The 15,109-nt window shown below is 48.8% G+C and carries 16 protein-coding genes; 6 read left to right on the top strand and 10 right to left on the bottom strand.

Translation table 11 applies throughout. The annotated features are described in order from the left end of the window. Position 1: 1 nt before the first annotated feature. Both HGH92_RS26245 and HGH92_RS26240 read right to left on the bottom strand, forming a co-directional pair. Positions 2 to 499 (bottom strand): RNA polymerase sigma factor, encoded by a 498-nt coding sequence (locus HGH92_RS26245; RefSeq protein WP_168873781.1) that lies wholly within the window; start codon positions 497 to 499, stop codon positions 2 to 4. 274 nt (positions 500 to 773) lie between these two features. Next, the gene (locus tag HGH92_RS26240; protein WP_168873780.1) at positions 774 to 1,286 is read right to left on the bottom strand and encodes a DMP19 family protein; all 513 of its coding nucleotides are present in this window, start codon (positions 1,284 to 1,286) and stop codon (positions 774 to 776) included. A 275-nt stretch (positions 1,287 to 1,561) separates the two neighbouring features. On the opposite strand from HGH92_RS26240, the gene HGH92_RS26235 reads away from it, so the two are divergent. The 3 genes from HGH92_RS26235 to HGH92_RS26225 are packed head-to-tail and all read left to right on the top strand — an operon-like array spanning position 1,562 to position 2,746. Next, entirely contained in the window at positions 1,562 to 1,885 is a 324-nt protein-coding gene (locus HGH92_RS26235; RefSeq protein WP_168873779.1) for an ArsR/SmtB family transcription factor, read from the top strand. Between the two features lie 6 nt (positions 1,886 to 1,891). Continuing rightward, entirely contained in the window at positions 1,892 to 2,359 is a 468-nt protein-coding gene (locus HGH92_RS26230; RefSeq protein WP_168873778.1) for an SRPBCC domain-containing protein, read from the top strand. Between the two features lie 6 nt (positions 2,360 to 2,365). After that, complete coding sequence (locus tag HGH92_RS26225; protein WP_168873777.1) at positions 2,366 to 2,746, top strand: DoxX family protein; 381 nt, start codon at positions 2,366 to 2,368, stop codon at positions 2,744 to 2,746. A gap of 76 nt (positions 2,747 to 2,822) precedes the next feature. Here the strand turns inward: HGH92_RS26225 and HGH92_RS26220 are convergent, their stop codons facing one another. The 5 genes from HGH92_RS26220 to lpdA form a co-directional block, all read right to left on the bottom strand. Next, complete coding sequence (locus tag HGH92_RS26220) at positions 2,823 to 3,455, bottom strand: class I SAM-dependent DNA methyltransferase (RefSeq protein WP_168873776.1); 633 nt, start codon at positions 3,453 to 3,455, stop codon at positions 2,823 to 2,825. Positions 3,456 to 3,533: 78 nt separating this feature from the next. Next, the gene (locus HGH92_RS26215; RefSeq protein ID WP_168873775.1) at positions 3,534 to 4,589 is read right to left on the bottom strand and encodes a linear amide C-N hydrolase; all 1,056 of its coding nucleotides are present in this window, start codon (positions 4,587 to 4,589) and stop codon (positions 3,534 to 3,536) included. A gap of 61 nt (positions 4,590 to 4,650) precedes the next feature. Continuing rightward, positions 4,651 to 5,739: a DNA alkylation repair protein gene (locus HGH92_RS26210; protein WP_168873774.1), complete on the bottom strand. Its 1,089-nt coding sequence runs from the start codon at positions 5,737 to 5,739 to the stop codon at positions 4,651 to 4,653. 1 nt (position 5,740) lies between these two features. After that, a complete protein-coding gene (locus HGH92_RS26205) occupies positions 5,741 to 6,643 on the bottom strand; it encodes a hypothetical protein (protein WP_168873773.1) in 903 nt (300 codons plus the stop codon). A 41-nt stretch (positions 6,644 to 6,684) separates the two neighbouring features. Then, complete coding sequence (gene lpdA, locus HGH92_RS26200) at positions 6,685 to 8,091, bottom strand: dihydrolipoyl dehydrogenase (protein WP_168873772.1); 1,407 nt, start codon at positions 8,089 to 8,091, stop codon at positions 6,685 to 6,687. 421 nt (positions 8,092 to 8,512) lie between these two features. Between lpdA and HGH92_RS26195 the strand changes: the two genes are divergently transcribed. Continuing rightward, positions 8,513 to 11,191 carry a hypothetical protein gene (locus HGH92_RS26195; RefSeq protein WP_168873771.1) on the top strand — a complete coding sequence of 893 codons (2,679 nt, stop codon included), beginning with the start codon at positions 8,513 to 8,515 and terminating at the stop codon, positions 11,189 to 11,191. Between the two features lie 54 nt (positions 11,192 to 11,245). Here HGH92_RS26195 and HGH92_RS26190 read toward each other — a convergent pair whose 3' ends face one another. After that, the gene (locus HGH92_RS26190; RefSeq protein ID WP_168873770.1) at positions 11,246 to 12,376 is read right to left on the bottom strand and encodes an RtcB family protein; all 1,131 of its coding nucleotides are present in this window, start codon (positions 12,374 to 12,376) and stop codon (positions 11,246 to 11,248) included. Between the two features lie 154 nt (positions 12,377 to 12,530). Here HGH92_RS26190 and HGH92_RS26185 point away from each other — a divergent pair, with 154 nt between their 5' ends. Continuing rightward, positions 12,531 to 13,106, top strand: coding sequence for a Crp/Fnr family transcriptional regulator (locus tag HGH92_RS26185; protein ID WP_168873769.1), 576 nt, complete (start codon positions 12,531 to 12,533; stop codon positions 13,104 to 13,106). Positions 13,107 to 13,172: 66 nt separating this feature from the next. Next, positions 13,173 to 13,517 (top strand): darcynin family protein, encoded by a 345-nt coding sequence (locus tag HGH92_RS26180; protein ID WP_168873768.1) that lies wholly within the window; start codon positions 13,173 to 13,175, stop codon positions 13,515 to 13,517. Here HGH92_RS26180 and HGH92_RS26175 read toward each other — a convergent pair whose 3' ends face one another. After that, positions 13,518 to 14,300: a carboxypeptidase-like regulatory domain-containing protein gene (locus tag HGH92_RS26175; RefSeq protein WP_168873767.1), complete on the bottom strand. Its 783-nt coding sequence runs from the start codon at positions 14,298 to 14,300 to the stop codon at positions 13,518 to 13,520. It abuts the gene before it with no gap. A 103-nt stretch (positions 14,301 to 14,403) separates the two neighbouring features. Beyond that, positions 14,404 to 14,994 carry a hypothetical protein gene (locus tag HGH92_RS26170; protein WP_168873766.1) on the bottom strand — a complete coding sequence of 197 codons (591 nt, stop codon included), beginning with the start codon at positions 14,992 to 14,994 and terminating at the stop codon, positions 14,404 to 14,406. Positions 14,995 to 15,109 lie beyond the last annotated feature (115 nt).

The following is a 15,109-nucleotide window of genomic DNA, read 5'->3' as shown; positions in this document are numbered from 1 at the left end:
GTTAACTGTTTATCTTTTTTTTCAATTGTAAAATAGCGGCCCGGAGCCTGGTTTTGACGGTGCTCACAGGAATCTGGAGCAGCTGTGCGATTTCTTCCTGTTTATATCCCTGGAAGTAAGATAATTCCAGTACTGTCCTGTGTTCCTCTTTTAAAGTATGTACTATTTTACGCAGGCCAAGCTCATCTGACGGTAGTTTGGTTGTATCCGCCAGTTGATGACTGCCTTCTGTCAGAGCGCTGTTCCGCAAATTATTTTGCCAGGTTTTGCTCCGGACATGATCAATGGCCATCGTTCTGGCGACTGTAAACATCCAGGTATACAACCTCGCTCTCGAAGGGTCATAACTATCTATCTGTCTCCATATTTTGATGAATACGTCCTGTAAGATGTCTGTTGCGGTGTGTATTTCAGGGATGATATTAAGGATAACGCCGTTTAATGCAGCGGCATAATGATCGTACAAATAGCTAAAAGCATCTTCCCTGCGTAATTTCAACGCAGCAATCAGTTCTTGTTCGGTATATGTTTGCGGCTCCTTCAATACTTTTTCCGGTCAGATGGTATAGATACGGGAGGCTTTTTAAAAAAGTTTTAGCTCTTCCATATTTTTTTTCTGTACATACCGGTCTCCGCCATTCATTATTGACGGCCATAAAAAAAGCTGACCTAAAGGTCAGCCGTTGCCTGCGTTATTTCCTGTCCAGGTCGGTGGTGAGCAGCTCGTTCATCCTCACTGAACTGCTGTTTGTATTGCTCAAGGTCCATCATGTTTACGCTGCTGCTATTTTCACAAACGAATCCAGGTGCGCTTCAATATAATTTCTGAAACGTTTCACTTCTTCATCCATGATATCATAAAATTTGCTGTCCAGCGGCTCAAAGGCGGTGAACTGCTTATACAATGCCGAAAATTGTTCCAGGTCTCTTTCCTGTTCCAGGAGGGTTTTATTTTCCTCATAAATCGTCATGGCTTTCTCTAAAAGAGTGGCCGTCTCATTCATAGACCAGCGCTGCAGGTCTTCCACAAAAACCGGATCAAAAGCAAATTGTCCATATCCATTGTGTATCAGTTGCAGAAAACCACCGTTGGTAACCTGGCCGTACAGCGCGTTGTAGATCAACAGCGCGTGCTGGTCGTCACTCAGCTGGTCAAGAATTTCCTCTTCGTCTTCTGCTTCTTCGATGGCGTTCTCATAGGGTTCCAGTACCGTATAGATAAAATCCCAGTCTTCTGTGCCTGCGGCTTCGATAGCCTCCTTGCTGACAGTTGGTAAAAATTCCATGATATTGTTCTTTTTATTGTTCGTTTTCTTCTTCAAAAGGTGACTGTACCCAATCTTCCCCGATAAACCAATTACTGCGCACCCGTTCGCATGGAAAGATAAAGAAAAGCCAATGCAAAAATCCAAAACTTCGTTTTCATAATATGTATTTTTCTTTAACAAGATTAGATTCCTACCGGTGATTAAAGTGGCCTTTGCTTTTTTTTCAAAAAACATCAAAAAAAATTTGCGTAGCCAAATAACTACACATATATTTGTAGTCAAATAGCTACACAATGAATTTACGGAGAGATGTATTTCAAGCCATAGCAGACCCCACGCGGAGGGCCATACTGTTATTGGTAGCCACGCATGCTATGACAGCCGGCGCCATCGCAGCCAACTTCGACACCGCGAGGCCAACAGTGTCCAAGCACCTGGCCATACTTACGGAATGTGAACTGTTGAAGCAGGAACAAAACGGCAGAGAGATCTATTACCATTTAAACCCTCATAAAATGAAAGAGATAGCAGACTTCATTGAACCGTTCCGTAAAATGTGGGACGACAGGTTTAACAAACTGGAAGACATCATGAAAAAATATCAAACCAAAAAATAAGGACAAATGGAACTGAAAACAAAAGTACATGCCGAAGAAGGCAAACAGGAACTGATTGTCACCCGCGAATTCGACCTGCCGCTGGAACTGCTTTTCAGGGCATATACAGAACCTGAAATCCTGGAGGAATGGATGGGCACCAAAGTATTGAAACTGGAGAACAAAAAACACGGCAGCTGGCAATTTGAAACCACCGACCCGGCCGGCAATAAACACGGCTTCAGCGGCACTATCCACGACTTCGTTCCCGAAGAAAGAATCACCCGCACATTTGAAATGGAGAACAGCGGCTTTGGCGTGCAACTGGAATTCCTCGAGTTCGAAAAACTCACCGAAGACACCAGCAAACTCCGGATGCATATCATCTACAAAACACTGGAAGAAAGAGCACAATACCTGAAGATAGGCATGGCCCGCGGCATGGGCCTGGCACACAACCGCCTCGAGAAAGCAGCTATCAAATTCAAAAAATAACACATCATGTCTAAAAGAAACAAAATCATCTACTGGATCGCCACCCTCTGGCTGGCGTTAGGTATGACCTCCACCGCCATTGTACAACTGTTGCAACTGAAAACTGAAAACGATTTTATCACCCACCTGGGTTACCCTGTCTACATACTGAAGATACTCGGCGCCTGGAAAATATTGGGGGTGATAGCCATCCTGGCACCGAGGTTTCCACTGGTGAAAGAATGGGCCTATGCAGGCTTTTTCTTTATGATGACGGGCGCACTCGCTTCACATCTCATCTCCGGCGACGCGATGAAAGACATTTTCCCGTCCCTGTTGTTGCTGGTCCTCACTGTGATATCCTGGTACTTCCGTCCGGCAGACAGAAAAGTGCTGGCTACCGCCTGATCCCGGGGTGAATGTTCCTTTTGAAAACTACAACTGCACTCCATCTCTACCAGGTATGCTTCTGGTATTCCCATCACTACAGACTGGCGATCAGGATTAAATCCGTCACCGGCGTACCATCCCCGTTGGCAGAGGCGATCCGCTGCTCATGGACCACATGGAAACCATGTTCCTGCAACACTTGCTGCAGCCATGCACCCTGATGAAAGTACTGGTAGTAATCATCACCGGTACTGGACTTCCGCCAGCCCGATTTCGTATAGTCGTCCTCCATGGTACTCAGATACAACACGCCTCCGGGCTGCAGCATGCTGACTGCGTCCCGGACCAGCTTGACCGTTGCCTCCTGAGAAAGATAAGGCAACAGGAAACCGACCATGATGCCATCATATCGGTCCGGCAACGTTGTCATATCAGTGCAGTCCAACAGCTGGAAGATAGCGCCGGGATTGTTCTTACGCGCAAGGTCCAGCATGTCTGGCGAAAGGTCGGTGCCCAACACCCGGAAATCGGGCCGCAGGTGCAGCAGGTAGCGGGTAATGTTGCCTGGCCCGCAAGCCAGCTCCAGGATGTTGGCCTCCTGGCGGGGAATATGCCTGCAAAACACGTCCAGGGCATTTTGATAGCCTTGTGTGTCCATGAATTTTTCTTCGTAGAGGCGGGCGTTTTTGCCAAACAACTGTACGACTAACGCGGTTTTGTCATCCATGGGAAATGTGATTTACATAAAGATAAAAAAAAGCTACCAGCAAACGCTGGTAGCTTTATCCAATACAATACCCGTCTGCTATTGCGGGCCCAGAAATTTAAAGGGGTTGCTTCTTTTAAAGGACCCGGCCACATTGCCGGCGTATACTTCTCCTTTGGTCAGCGAGAGTTTCTTTACACCTCCCTTAGGCGAAAAATTCACATCGCTGAAATCCACCCAGAAAGTATTGGGCGTGAGCGCAGACTCAAAATAATAAATCATGTTCTTTTGGTCTGACACGGTCCTCCAGCGGGTGGAAGAAATATTGGGCTGGTCAGGCGTACTGATACCGTAAGGCACGGAGCAGTTGCGGATCACGCTGAACACGCTGGCAGCGGCCAACCGGTAATCCTTTGTTTTAGGAATAGCGGTCGTATAAAAAGAAGCACGCACAAAACGGTCGGCAGCCCTGTTGGTGCCCGGCAGCATGGTAGTGCCGCCAATCTCTTTCCAGTACTCGTTCAGCGCTAATTGTTTCTCGTACACAGGGGAGTTGGTCATCACCTGGTAAGCGGCATCATGATGAATCACCAGTTTACCTTCCACATATTCAAAGATGGCGCTGTCGCCGGTGGCATCGGAAATAGAAAGATGCAGGGTCGCCAGCCTGGCCTGTCCGGGCACATTGTCGGACACGATGGTGAAACGCTCCTGCTGCAACTCGTCCACGGCCTCTTTTACGGTAGCAAAATTGTCGAGCACATATTGCACCCAGGCAGCGATGCTCAGGCCCGGTTTCTGACGGTCCCAGTCAGGGTATTTGGATTCGGCCAGCCAGAGCAGGTTGGCCACCAGCCCTTTTTCGTTCATCCCGTCGGTGCTGCAAATATTGTACGCAGCGGCTACTACGCTGCCATATTTGGATTTCCATTTAACGGTCTGCGCGCCGGTTTCCCCGTTGCGGGACATGCCCCTTGGGAAAATCCAGAGATCGGTTTGTGTGTCCTCCTTCCAGTCCATTGACCGGGCGGTGAGCAACAGGCCGTCAAGACCTTTGTAAACAACACGCGTGCAGGCTCGTCCGGGGTTGATAACAGCAATGGCTGCAAGTGACACAATAATTGTGAGAGCGAGGGTTTTGAAAGTTAACTTCATAGTGGTTTAAATGTTGGGTTACAAACCACTAATAAACGATTTTTTCGCCAGATTGTTCACCTCACGAGGTTATCTTTAATTGAAAAGCCTGTTCACCGTATATTTTTCCGTTCACCTGGATACTGATCAAATGCCTCCCCTTATAATGTTTGCGGGTGGTCATATCCTTAAATTCCTGCTTTTTGGTGAAAGTCAATTGTTCTCCCGGCTGTAACACCACCTCTTTCAGTTTAAACACTTTCTGTGACAGTTCCCCCGAAGATTTCGGATAGTGTACCACGTAGTCTATCACCAGTTTTTGGGGAGACGTTTTTTCGCTTTTCAGCAGAAAGGTGAATGTCAGCGCATCGCCGAGGCGGATGGAAGGGGCGCTCAGTTTAAACTGTGCCAGCGATACTTTCACCTGTTTCTCGAAGTTAAATACGCTCAGGGAATCCTTATCGCCTTTTTTGATCAGCGTGCGGCTGGCATGTTTAACGATCCATCCGGTGTGCGGATGCTGCGTGTCCCACCCTTTCACCAGTTGCAACATATAGGCGCTGTTGTCTTTGGAGATATCATTCAGGTGGTTGGCCACGGATTTTCTGACATACAGGGTATCATCGGTTTTGAGCGATTCCAGGATGTCCCGCGTCAGCGAAGGATCTTTGATGACGGCATCGAGCTTAAACGACCAGGGCAAGCGGGGACGGCTACCTTCTGATGCCAGCCTCCTGACATGGTGATTGTCATGGACCGCCCACTGCTTCATCACCGTAAGGGTACGGTTAAAATCCGCTTTGAGGAACGTCCTGATGGCGAACTCCGCGGAACCCAGTGTGGTAAAGTATTCCAGTGCTTTCATGGAAAGATCGAAATGGTCTTTGCCATATAGCGCCACAAAATCAGGCAATACCAGCGCGGTATAACCGGTCTTCAGCGAAGGGGCTGCTTTCATTAATACTTCCACCGCTTTTTTATAATCCTGAGGCAGATGTTTTCCCAGCATTAGGGCAGTATGGCGCAAACGGTCGTTCAGCTCGCGGGTTTCCAGCGCATCGGTCACATCTTTATAAAAACCATGACGGTCAAATTTTTTATCCGCAGCCGCAAAAACATCAGCAAAATGCCGGTAGAAATCGCGGTTGAACATCTCTTTCAGTGGTTCCATACTATTTAATATTACAAACTACGCTGACCGGCCAGCTTTGGTTCATGTCAGATGTCCCCGCCTTCAGCTCGGACACCATATTATAAAAACGTTTCCGGAGTGATTCCAATCCGCTCACCGTGCCACGGATGGCCGTATCATTTAATCCTTCCACGATGGCCAGCGTGCCTACTTTTGTCAGTTGCTGCCGGCAAACGGCCGCATCGCGGTGTGTCAGGCCAAATTTGCTCAGCCCGAAGAAACACTGCTGTTCACCACCAAGGTGCTGCCATATCCGTTCTATGCCCGGCTGCATTTCTCTGGTGGTAGGGATATCATAAAAAGACAGGATGGTGCGGCCCAGCAGCGCACAGTGATGAAGATCTTTTTCAGCAGGTATGGTTGCTCCGTAGTAAGTGAGGGGCACCATCATGTATTCGCAAACGCCACGCTGCTGGTGTATTTCCGCGCAAAGAGCCGCCATATAATGACCATCTTCTAACTGAAACGCCAGTACGTCGTTGGGCTGAAAATAGAAACGGGTCACCTTGCGGTATTTTTTTCTGCCCCTGATTTTCTGGTTAGGCTGACTGATTTTTTTCCAGTAACGGTCCAGCTCTTTTTGCCTGGCTTTCCCGTCAGGCCCGTCAGCATCCCATGCTTTAATGAAAGCGCCTTTAACAATAACAGACCTGATGAACGCCAGTTTATGAGCGTCCATCAGGCCTATTTCCCACAGGGCAAGCCCGCAGGCAGTCACATATAGTTCGTGGTCCAGTGCGTCGGACCGGTATTCTTCGTTGTCCAGCGGAAACGTTGCTTCAATGGTTGGCAGGTCTGCTCCACCGTCGTACAGGTCCATGATACCGGAATAGACATCATGTGCCGTGTCGCTGTCAATAATCTTTATGCCGTCAATTGCCATTACAGTACAGGTGTTTTTTTTGTAACGGCAAGTTAAGCAAATTAGATATTGATCGCACCCTGGCCGGTAGCTATCAGGTAAGCGTCTTTGAGCGCTTCCGCATAAGTGGGGTGCGCGTAACAGGAGCGGATCATTTCTTCAGCGGTCATCTCCTGCTCTATCGCCAGTACGGACTGTGCAATGACATCTGCCGCGCGTGGCCCGATGATGTGTACGCCAAGTATCTCTCCGTATTTCGGTGATACCAGTACTTTCACAAATCCGTCTGTGTCCATGGAGGCACGGGCGCGGGCGCTGGCCATGTAAGGGAATTTGCCCACGCGGTATTCTACGTTCTGTGCTTTCAGCTGTTCTTCCGTAGCGCCTACGGCAGCTACTTCCGGCCACGTATATACGACACCGGGCACCAGAGCATAATTGATGTGCGGATGCATGCCGTGTATGGTTTCCGCCGCAAATACGCCTTCCTCTTCCGCTTTATGGGCCAGCATGGGGCCGTCTATCACATCACCGATGGCGTAGATGTTGGGCACATTGGTCTGAAGTTTATCATTGACTTTTATCTTACCGTTTTTCTCTGTCTGAATACCAATGGCGGCCAGGTTAAGCCCGTCTGTATAGGCTCTTCTGCCTACCGCCACGAGGCAGTAGTCGGCCGTGATCTCCTGCTGCGCACCTTTATCATCGAGGAATTTTACGGTGGCAGTGGCGCCGTTATTGGCGGCCGACTGCACCTTGCTGCCCAGCAGCAGGTTGATTTTCAGCTGGCGGAGCGACTTCTGCAAGGCTTTGCCCAGCTCCTGGTCCATGGTCGGTATCAGGTTGCTGGTATATTCTATGATGGTAACGCTGGTGCCTATACGGGCATATACAGAAGCCAGTTCCACTCCTATCACGCCGCCGCCGATAATAACCATGGAGGCCGGTTTCTCCGGCAGCGAAAGGCTTTCCGTGGAAGTGATGATCCGCTTTTTATCGATAGCCACTCCCGGTATGGTGGAGGGTTTGGAGCCGGTGGCGATGATGAAGTAACGGCTAGTCACGGTGGTCACCGTGTTATCTGCGGCAGTTATTTTCAGATGGGTGGTATCGGTAAAGCTGCCTACGCCGTGATATACCTGTATCTTGTTTTTCTTCATGAGATATACCAGCCCGGAAGTGTTCTGTGCCACCACTTCGCCCTTGCGGCGGATAAACTGCCCGAAGTCCAGACTGATGCCGCCGGTGTTAATGCCATGCGCTTTAAACTGCACTTCCGCCTGATGGTAATGCTCGGAGCTGTCCAGCAGGGACTTGGCAGGGATACAGCCTACGTTGGTACAGGTGCCGCCAAGGGTGCTGTATTTTTCCACGATGGCTACCTTATATCCCAGCTGGGACGCACGGATGGCCGCTACATAGCCGCCCGGACCGGAGCCGATGACAACAACGTCAAATTGATTTTCCATATACTTAAGATTGATCTGGACGACAATATTACGAATTATATACCAATCGGTATTTTTAATTTTATCAGTCACAGTTAATGGCTGTCTTTATAATGATGACAATTTTAATATGTCTATATGTAGAAACATATTTAATAAGTTGCGGCAGCAAAAACAGCGTGACATGATCCTTTCATGTCGTTGTAAAAATCACATCACTGGGCACTATCAGGTTGAAGCGCCTCAGGAGCTGATCATTCTGTCTGAAAAAAAATCTTGCAAATATGTATATATGTATATACATTTAAACGATGAACTTTCTGCCTGGCCACGTTATAAACCAAATGCCGGATATTAAACAGTTGAACAATGGACCTGGGTGTTGAAAAAACCGGTGTACTTCCTTTCAGAAAGAGATCATCGTATCTCAAAAATTTCTATCGTGAAAAGCACAAATCTTGTATTGCTGCTGATGGTCGTATCAATAGCTGCTATCAGCGCGCAACAGCGCGACACAAAACAACCAGTCAACCCCAGGGTGACTGACATATGGGTGGTGTTTAAGACCCACTTCGATCTGGGTTTCACTGACTTGCCGGAAAACGTGTTCAAACGTTACCGCGAAGAAATGATGACCAATGCATTGACCGTCATGGAAAAAAATGCGTTGTTGCCAAAGGAAAAACGTTTCGCCTGGACGGTTTCAGGGTGGCCTTTGCAGGCACAAATACTCGGCCCTCAGCAAACTCCGGAACGGAGAACAAGAATAGAACATGCAATAAAAAACGGCACCCTGGCGGTGCATGGACTCCACTTTACTACCCATACGGAATCATTGGACTATGAAGATCTGGTGCGGGGCCTCGGCTACTCGTCAGCGATCACGCGGAAATACGGCCTACCTATGACCATCAGCGCAAAGATGACGGATGTTCCGGCACATTCATGGGTAATGCCCACGTTACTGCAACATGCCGGGATCAAATTCCTTCAGTTGGGCTGTAACCCCGCCAGCCAATACCCACGGTTTCCGGAACTGTTCTGGTGGGAAGGCCCGGATGGTTCAAAAATACTCTGTAACTACACGGCTCTTTATGGGTCTGATATCAGGCCGACTGAAAACTGGCCATGTAAAAATTACCTGGCCATGCAAATGACAGGCGATAATCATGGTCCGCCTTCTTCGGAGGAAATTGAAAAGCTCCTCGCCTATGCGGCAAAGGAAATGCCAGGCATCAGGATACATTTCGGCACGCTGGACGATTTCGCCAGAGCAGTCCTCGCTGAACATCCGGACCTCCCAACTGTCAGGGGCGACTGCCCCGACACCTGGATACACGGCATACAATCCAACCCAAAGGAAACCAAAATCGCCAGAAACATCCGTCCGCTTGAATCTGCGCTGGACGGCCTGCATACACAAATGCAATGCTGGGGAATCCCTATGGCATCTATTTCAGACAAACTGGCAAAGGCATATGAACAAAGCCTCCTGTATGGCGAACATACCTGGGGAATGAACGCCGAATATGGCCCCCGCTACAGCTATGGCGAAGACTGGAAAAAATGGATGGACGAAGCAGCCGCAGAGCCCCTGCCCGCAAATGGCAATTATGCATTGCTGAAAAACAGTGACGCGCACAACACGGCCATAGGCAGCAAACGAAAATGGCTTCACTCTTACGATGAAAAACGTCAGTATATCCTGAATACAAACGATATTGTCAGCCACGAATGTAGTCAACATCTTCACCTGCTTGCTTCCTCCATCAACAGAGACGGTAAACGCATGGTGGTATATAATCCCCTTCCATGGAAAAGGTCGGGTATGATTGAAAATCCCTGGAAGAAGGGAAGCTATTGTTATATAAAAGATGTGCCGTCATCCGGCTATCTTTCCTTCTCCCCCGGTGAACTAACAGCTCAAAACACTGTCCATGATCAACAGCCCGTGTTGAGTACCCCTTACTTCCAGGTGACCTTTGACCTTGCAAGAGGTGGTATATCTTCACTGATCGAAAAATCGACAGGCCGTCAATTCGCGGACACCACTGCAACCTATGTCATTGGCCAGTTTTTGCATGAACGGTTCAGCACCCGCGAAGTGGACAAATGGTTTAATGCCTACAGCCGTATAAAAGACGGTTGGGGATTAAATGACCTTGGTAAACCCGGAATGATCGATGCTGAAAAGGCTCCTTACCTGGCCTTCACGCCCGGAGAATGGAAAATTGATGTTGCCCATAGCAACGTAGCAGATATTGCTACTCTGACAGCAACCAACCCTGAAGGCCATGCTCAGCTGTACTCGCTGACGTTTACGTTCCCCCGCCAGGCAGCATATGTGGACGTTATGTGGTCTGTAACTGCCAAGACACCGGACAAACAGCCAGAGGGAGGTTGGCTCTGTTTCCCGTTCAACGTGAAAGCGCCAACCTTCACAATCGGCCGCCCGGGAGGGACTGTCAACCCGGCCAAAGACATTGTACCAGGCAGCAACCGGTACCTGATGGCTGTCAATTCCGGTGTAGCAGTCACTCAGCCCGATAAATCCGGCATGGCATTATCCTCTGCAGACGCACCATTGATCAGCCTGGGTCAACCCGGCCTATGGCAATATTCCCTGGACTACATCCCCCGGGTACCCACCGTTTTTGTCAATCTTTATAACAACATGTGGAACACCAATTTCCCGTTGTGGCAGGAAGGTTCGTGGACAGAAAGCGTCCGCATATGGCCGGTGGGCAAAGGCAGTTCAACCATAACCGACCTGGTGCAACACTCATGGGAAACCCGTTTGCCGTTATTAACAGCAACCGCAGAAGGTGCACCGGGAAAATTGCCATCTCTAAATGAGGGAATAAATATTTCCAGACCAGGTGTACTCATCACAGCATTCGGCGAAAATCCGGACGGAGAGGGAACTATTTTGCGCTTATGGGAGCAAGCCGGCATTTCAGGAAAATGTACCGTGAAATTTAATGACAATAAAAACGTAAAAGCGTTGTTGCCACTTGATTTGCGCGGGAATAAAAAAGGAGCGCCTGTTGCTGTAAAGAATGGAACATTTACCTTTAACCTGAACAAATATGCTCCTGCATCATTCCGGCTGATCTATTAAAGGCTTCCCCCTTCATATAGCCCGGGGATAGAAGCCCCGGGCTATGGGGAATTATTAAATTTCAGTGTATTTAACCGTCACCACTGGTGTGGTCTGCGTTACCTTTTGCAGGTAAGGCTGGAGCCTGAAAACATCAGAGGCGTCCTTGTAAGCGAAATCAAACTCCTGGATATAGCCGGAAGGGAAATTACCGGACCTGTCCAGCAGTTCACTGAACTGCTCCTTATAAGCCCTGCGTTGTTTTTCCTTCAGTACGGTCTTCCAATATTTCATCGCTTCAAAACGCGACAGCTTCCTGCCTGCTCCATGGGAGCAGGAATAAAGTGCATCCGCTGCACCAGGCAGATAACCCGCTTTGGCCAGCAGGCTGCCCCTGGACATCGACAGCGGAATCACCGCGGTTTTGCCCTGCTGCAGTTCTGTGCTGCCTTTCCGGTGTATAATTTCTTTCCCGGAGAAACGCAGGTGGTTGTGAATGGAATCTTCCAGTACATACGGTGTTCCATGTAACACACCTTCCTCCTGCTGGTCGCGGTAGCTGTGCGTCAGATAGCCTTTGTCAATGGCCGCTTTATTGCAGACCAGGTAATTGGCGTTCTGCAAAAAGATCAGCGTCTTGATGCAGAAGTTTTTCCGCCGCTCATAGCCAAACTGCAGGATGTCCTGATAATACCGGATAAAATCCGGCTGTACAAAATCGCGGTGCACATAGTCCACATCGCGGCCGTATGCCTGCGAGAAATCACGGGTGAGCTGTATACAATGCTGATACAGCGCAATGCCCCTGTCCCGCGTGCCGGTATGGCAAATAATATATACGGCCTCGTTATCCTCTTCAATAGAAAGGAAATGGTTGCCGCCACCCAGACCGTCATCGGTCATCTGGGTATGCGCCTGCGCAAAAGCGCGGTAGTGGGCGTTTTTATCGAACGGCCGCAGCCAGTATTGTTTATCTATTTTAAGATACATCACGCCGCAGCCAATGTCTTTACCCGTGATCAACGGGTAAAAATAATCAATGGTTTTAAAGGCCACGCCCACTGGCAGGGCCTTCTCGGCGCAATAATGAATGTCTGTAAACGCACAGATGTTGTCAACAAACGGTTTTTGGGAATACTGCTGCAACTGCTCCATAGCGTTATCTTCAACACTATGTGCATCACAATAGAATGCAATAGATCGCATGTTCTTTAATTTGGGTAAAAAAGATTAGTTCGTGGGGCGTGGGTAGGAACATCTGCCCCTTACAGAGATGTCAGCAGCGGTGCAAAGATAGAAAAAATATTTAAAACAATAAACCGATGTTTCATTCGTCCTCATTTTTATAAGAAGACATACTATGGAATCGTCCCGTTCTTTCTTTGAACAACTCTACCCTTTAAGGGAAACCACCTGGCAACAGGTCATCCCGCTGTTCTCACCGGCCACGCTGGACAAAAACAGCTTCTTCATACGGGAAGGTGAAATCGCCAGGACCATGGCTTTCCTGGAAAGCGGCATCGTACGCGGCTTTTACCGGAAAGAGAACGGCGAGGAATACAACAAGGTCCTCTTTTCCGCGCCCACCTTCTTCGGAGACTATGCCTCCCTCGTCAGCGGCCGCCCCGCCCTGTTCTCCCAGCAGGCACTGACCCGGGCACGCATATGGGTGGCAGACTACCGGCAGTTTATCCGATTATACGATACATGCCCCGACCTGGAACGTTTCTCCCGTAAATGGGCGGAATCGGTCTTCGTGCAGAAAGAACAAAGGGAAATAGAACTGGCATTGTATGACGCCACCCATCGCTACCTTAATTTCCGTAAAACTTTTCCGGACGTGGAACAACAGGTCCCGCAATACCATATCGCCTCCTGGCTGGGCATCTCCCCTACGCAACTGAGCCGCATCCGTCGTAAATTATCGGCCAGCTGATTTCTTTACCTATGTCAACAGGTTTCAGCGACGCCGGGAATAGCTTTGTGTTTCAATTTTACTATCATGCATTACACAATTATCCTCACAGCAAAAGCCACTGCGCAATGGCTGACAAAATCCCGGCCCGAACGTGATCACTTCGTGGAAACGGAAGTAAGGCCTGTTCTTGACAAGTTTGCAGATCAATGCAGCGTCCGGCTGTTTGATTGTGATTTTACCCATGCACAGGTTTCTGATTTTATGATCATCGAAACCGACAACCTGGAACACTTTGGTTATCTCATAGGATATCTGCGCGAATCCAAAACGTTCGCCGCTCCTTACTTTGATGTAAAGGATATTATCATCGGTGTTCCTAATAATTTCAGGGGACCGATGAATATCGATGATATCCGCAAGGCAGGTTAACTAATGCCCCGGTATGATCTGTAATCCGGCAGGATCTTTTACGGCAGGGTGTTCCAGCGCCCATACTTTGGCAAACTGGCGGCCATTGTCACGGATATACAGGTAATATTCGTAGTCGTTGCGGAAATAGCTGAACATCGCATACGTGGGACGGTACTGTTTCATAAACACTTCCAGCGCTGGTGATTCAAGACCGGTGATCTTTTTCACCAGCGCCTTGTTAAAACGATGGTCCACATATTTTTCCTGTTCATCGCGTTCCAACAGCTCCCGGAAAGCCTCCATGCGCTTTACTTTTTTCGCATTGAAGATCATGTCCAGGTTGATACCTACGCCTCCGGGACCACTGGTGCCGCCCAGTAACGATGGCGCATAATCGAATACCTTCCGGTATTCGTCCCGGAATGCTGCGGAGTCTGCGGAATAGTCCTTTAACCGGTTCGTGGAAACCACTACGGTAGGCAATGTGGTCACGTCCACATGCAACTTCATATCAAACGGCCTGTTAGGATGGATCTCGTTGACAGGGAACTTCATAGTGGCTTTGCCCTGATAGGAAAAACTGAGGGAATCTGCCAGGGTGAGACGGATGCTGTAACGCCCCATGGAATCAGTGACAGTACCGGCGCCGGAAGTGCTCATCACACTAACGCCCGGCATACCGAAACGGCCGGAGCGGTCGTATATCGTTCCGCTCACGCGTAACTGCGCGCTCGCCGCCAAGTGCAGCAGGAACAGTAACGGGAATAATATCAGCCATCTAACCGGGTAAAAAGTGCTCATTTCCAGCTCAATCTAAGACAGGATCAAAACATAAGCAAACATCCGGCAAATATTAACAAAACGTTGTATCCGACGGCAGGCTTGCCAGGCTTGCATCCGTGCCCTATTTTTTGGGTTTTCGATCTATCTTGTCCTGAAGGGAAGCAATCAGTGCAGTGCACTCTTCCAACCGCTGCGTATGAACACTGCCGTCTACGGCCAGATCTTTTTTAGTGACTTCTGCACCATCCAGGAAAGCTTCCAGGAAAGAAAGATAACGGGGTTGCTGCCCATACAGCGCCTCATACATTTCTTCATTCAGCTTGTCCCCCTCTTTGCGCAGATCATTGCTCACCAGGTCGTTCACATCACGCATGTGGTTCATGACAGCGCTCATTTTTGTCTTCAGGTCTTCCAGCCGGTCCGGGTCCTTTTTCCCGGGAGCGATATTATTGCGAAACAAACTGTCGGACAGTTTTTTCCGGGTCTTCATATATACCTGCAAATCTTCCTTCAGTCCTTTAAGGTGCAGGCTCAGGTCCTCACCTTTCTCGGGCTTGTAATATTTATCAACATCATTATTTAAGTGTTTGACCCAGGTCAACAAGCCGGTGGTCACATCCATTACAGGAGGAGTAGTCTGTGCAGATGCATGTCCGGCCACTGCCAGTTGCAGTACCAGGGCCAGTCCTGCGCAAATTTTGTTGATCGTCATATTTATTTCGGGTTGTTCATTTGTTTTACAAGATAGTAAATCTGCCGGTTTATGGCCGCCTTAACCGCTCAACGGGCCAGACAAATCGCTTTTTGCCTATTTTTATACCCTGAAT

The organism is Chitinophaga varians (assembly GCF_012641275.1).
Classification (GTDB): domain Bacteria; phylum Bacteroidota; class Bacteroidia; order Chitinophagales; family Chitinophagaceae; genus Chitinophaga; species Chitinophaga varians_A.
This window is presented reverse-complemented; position numbering and strand designations above follow the sequence as displayed.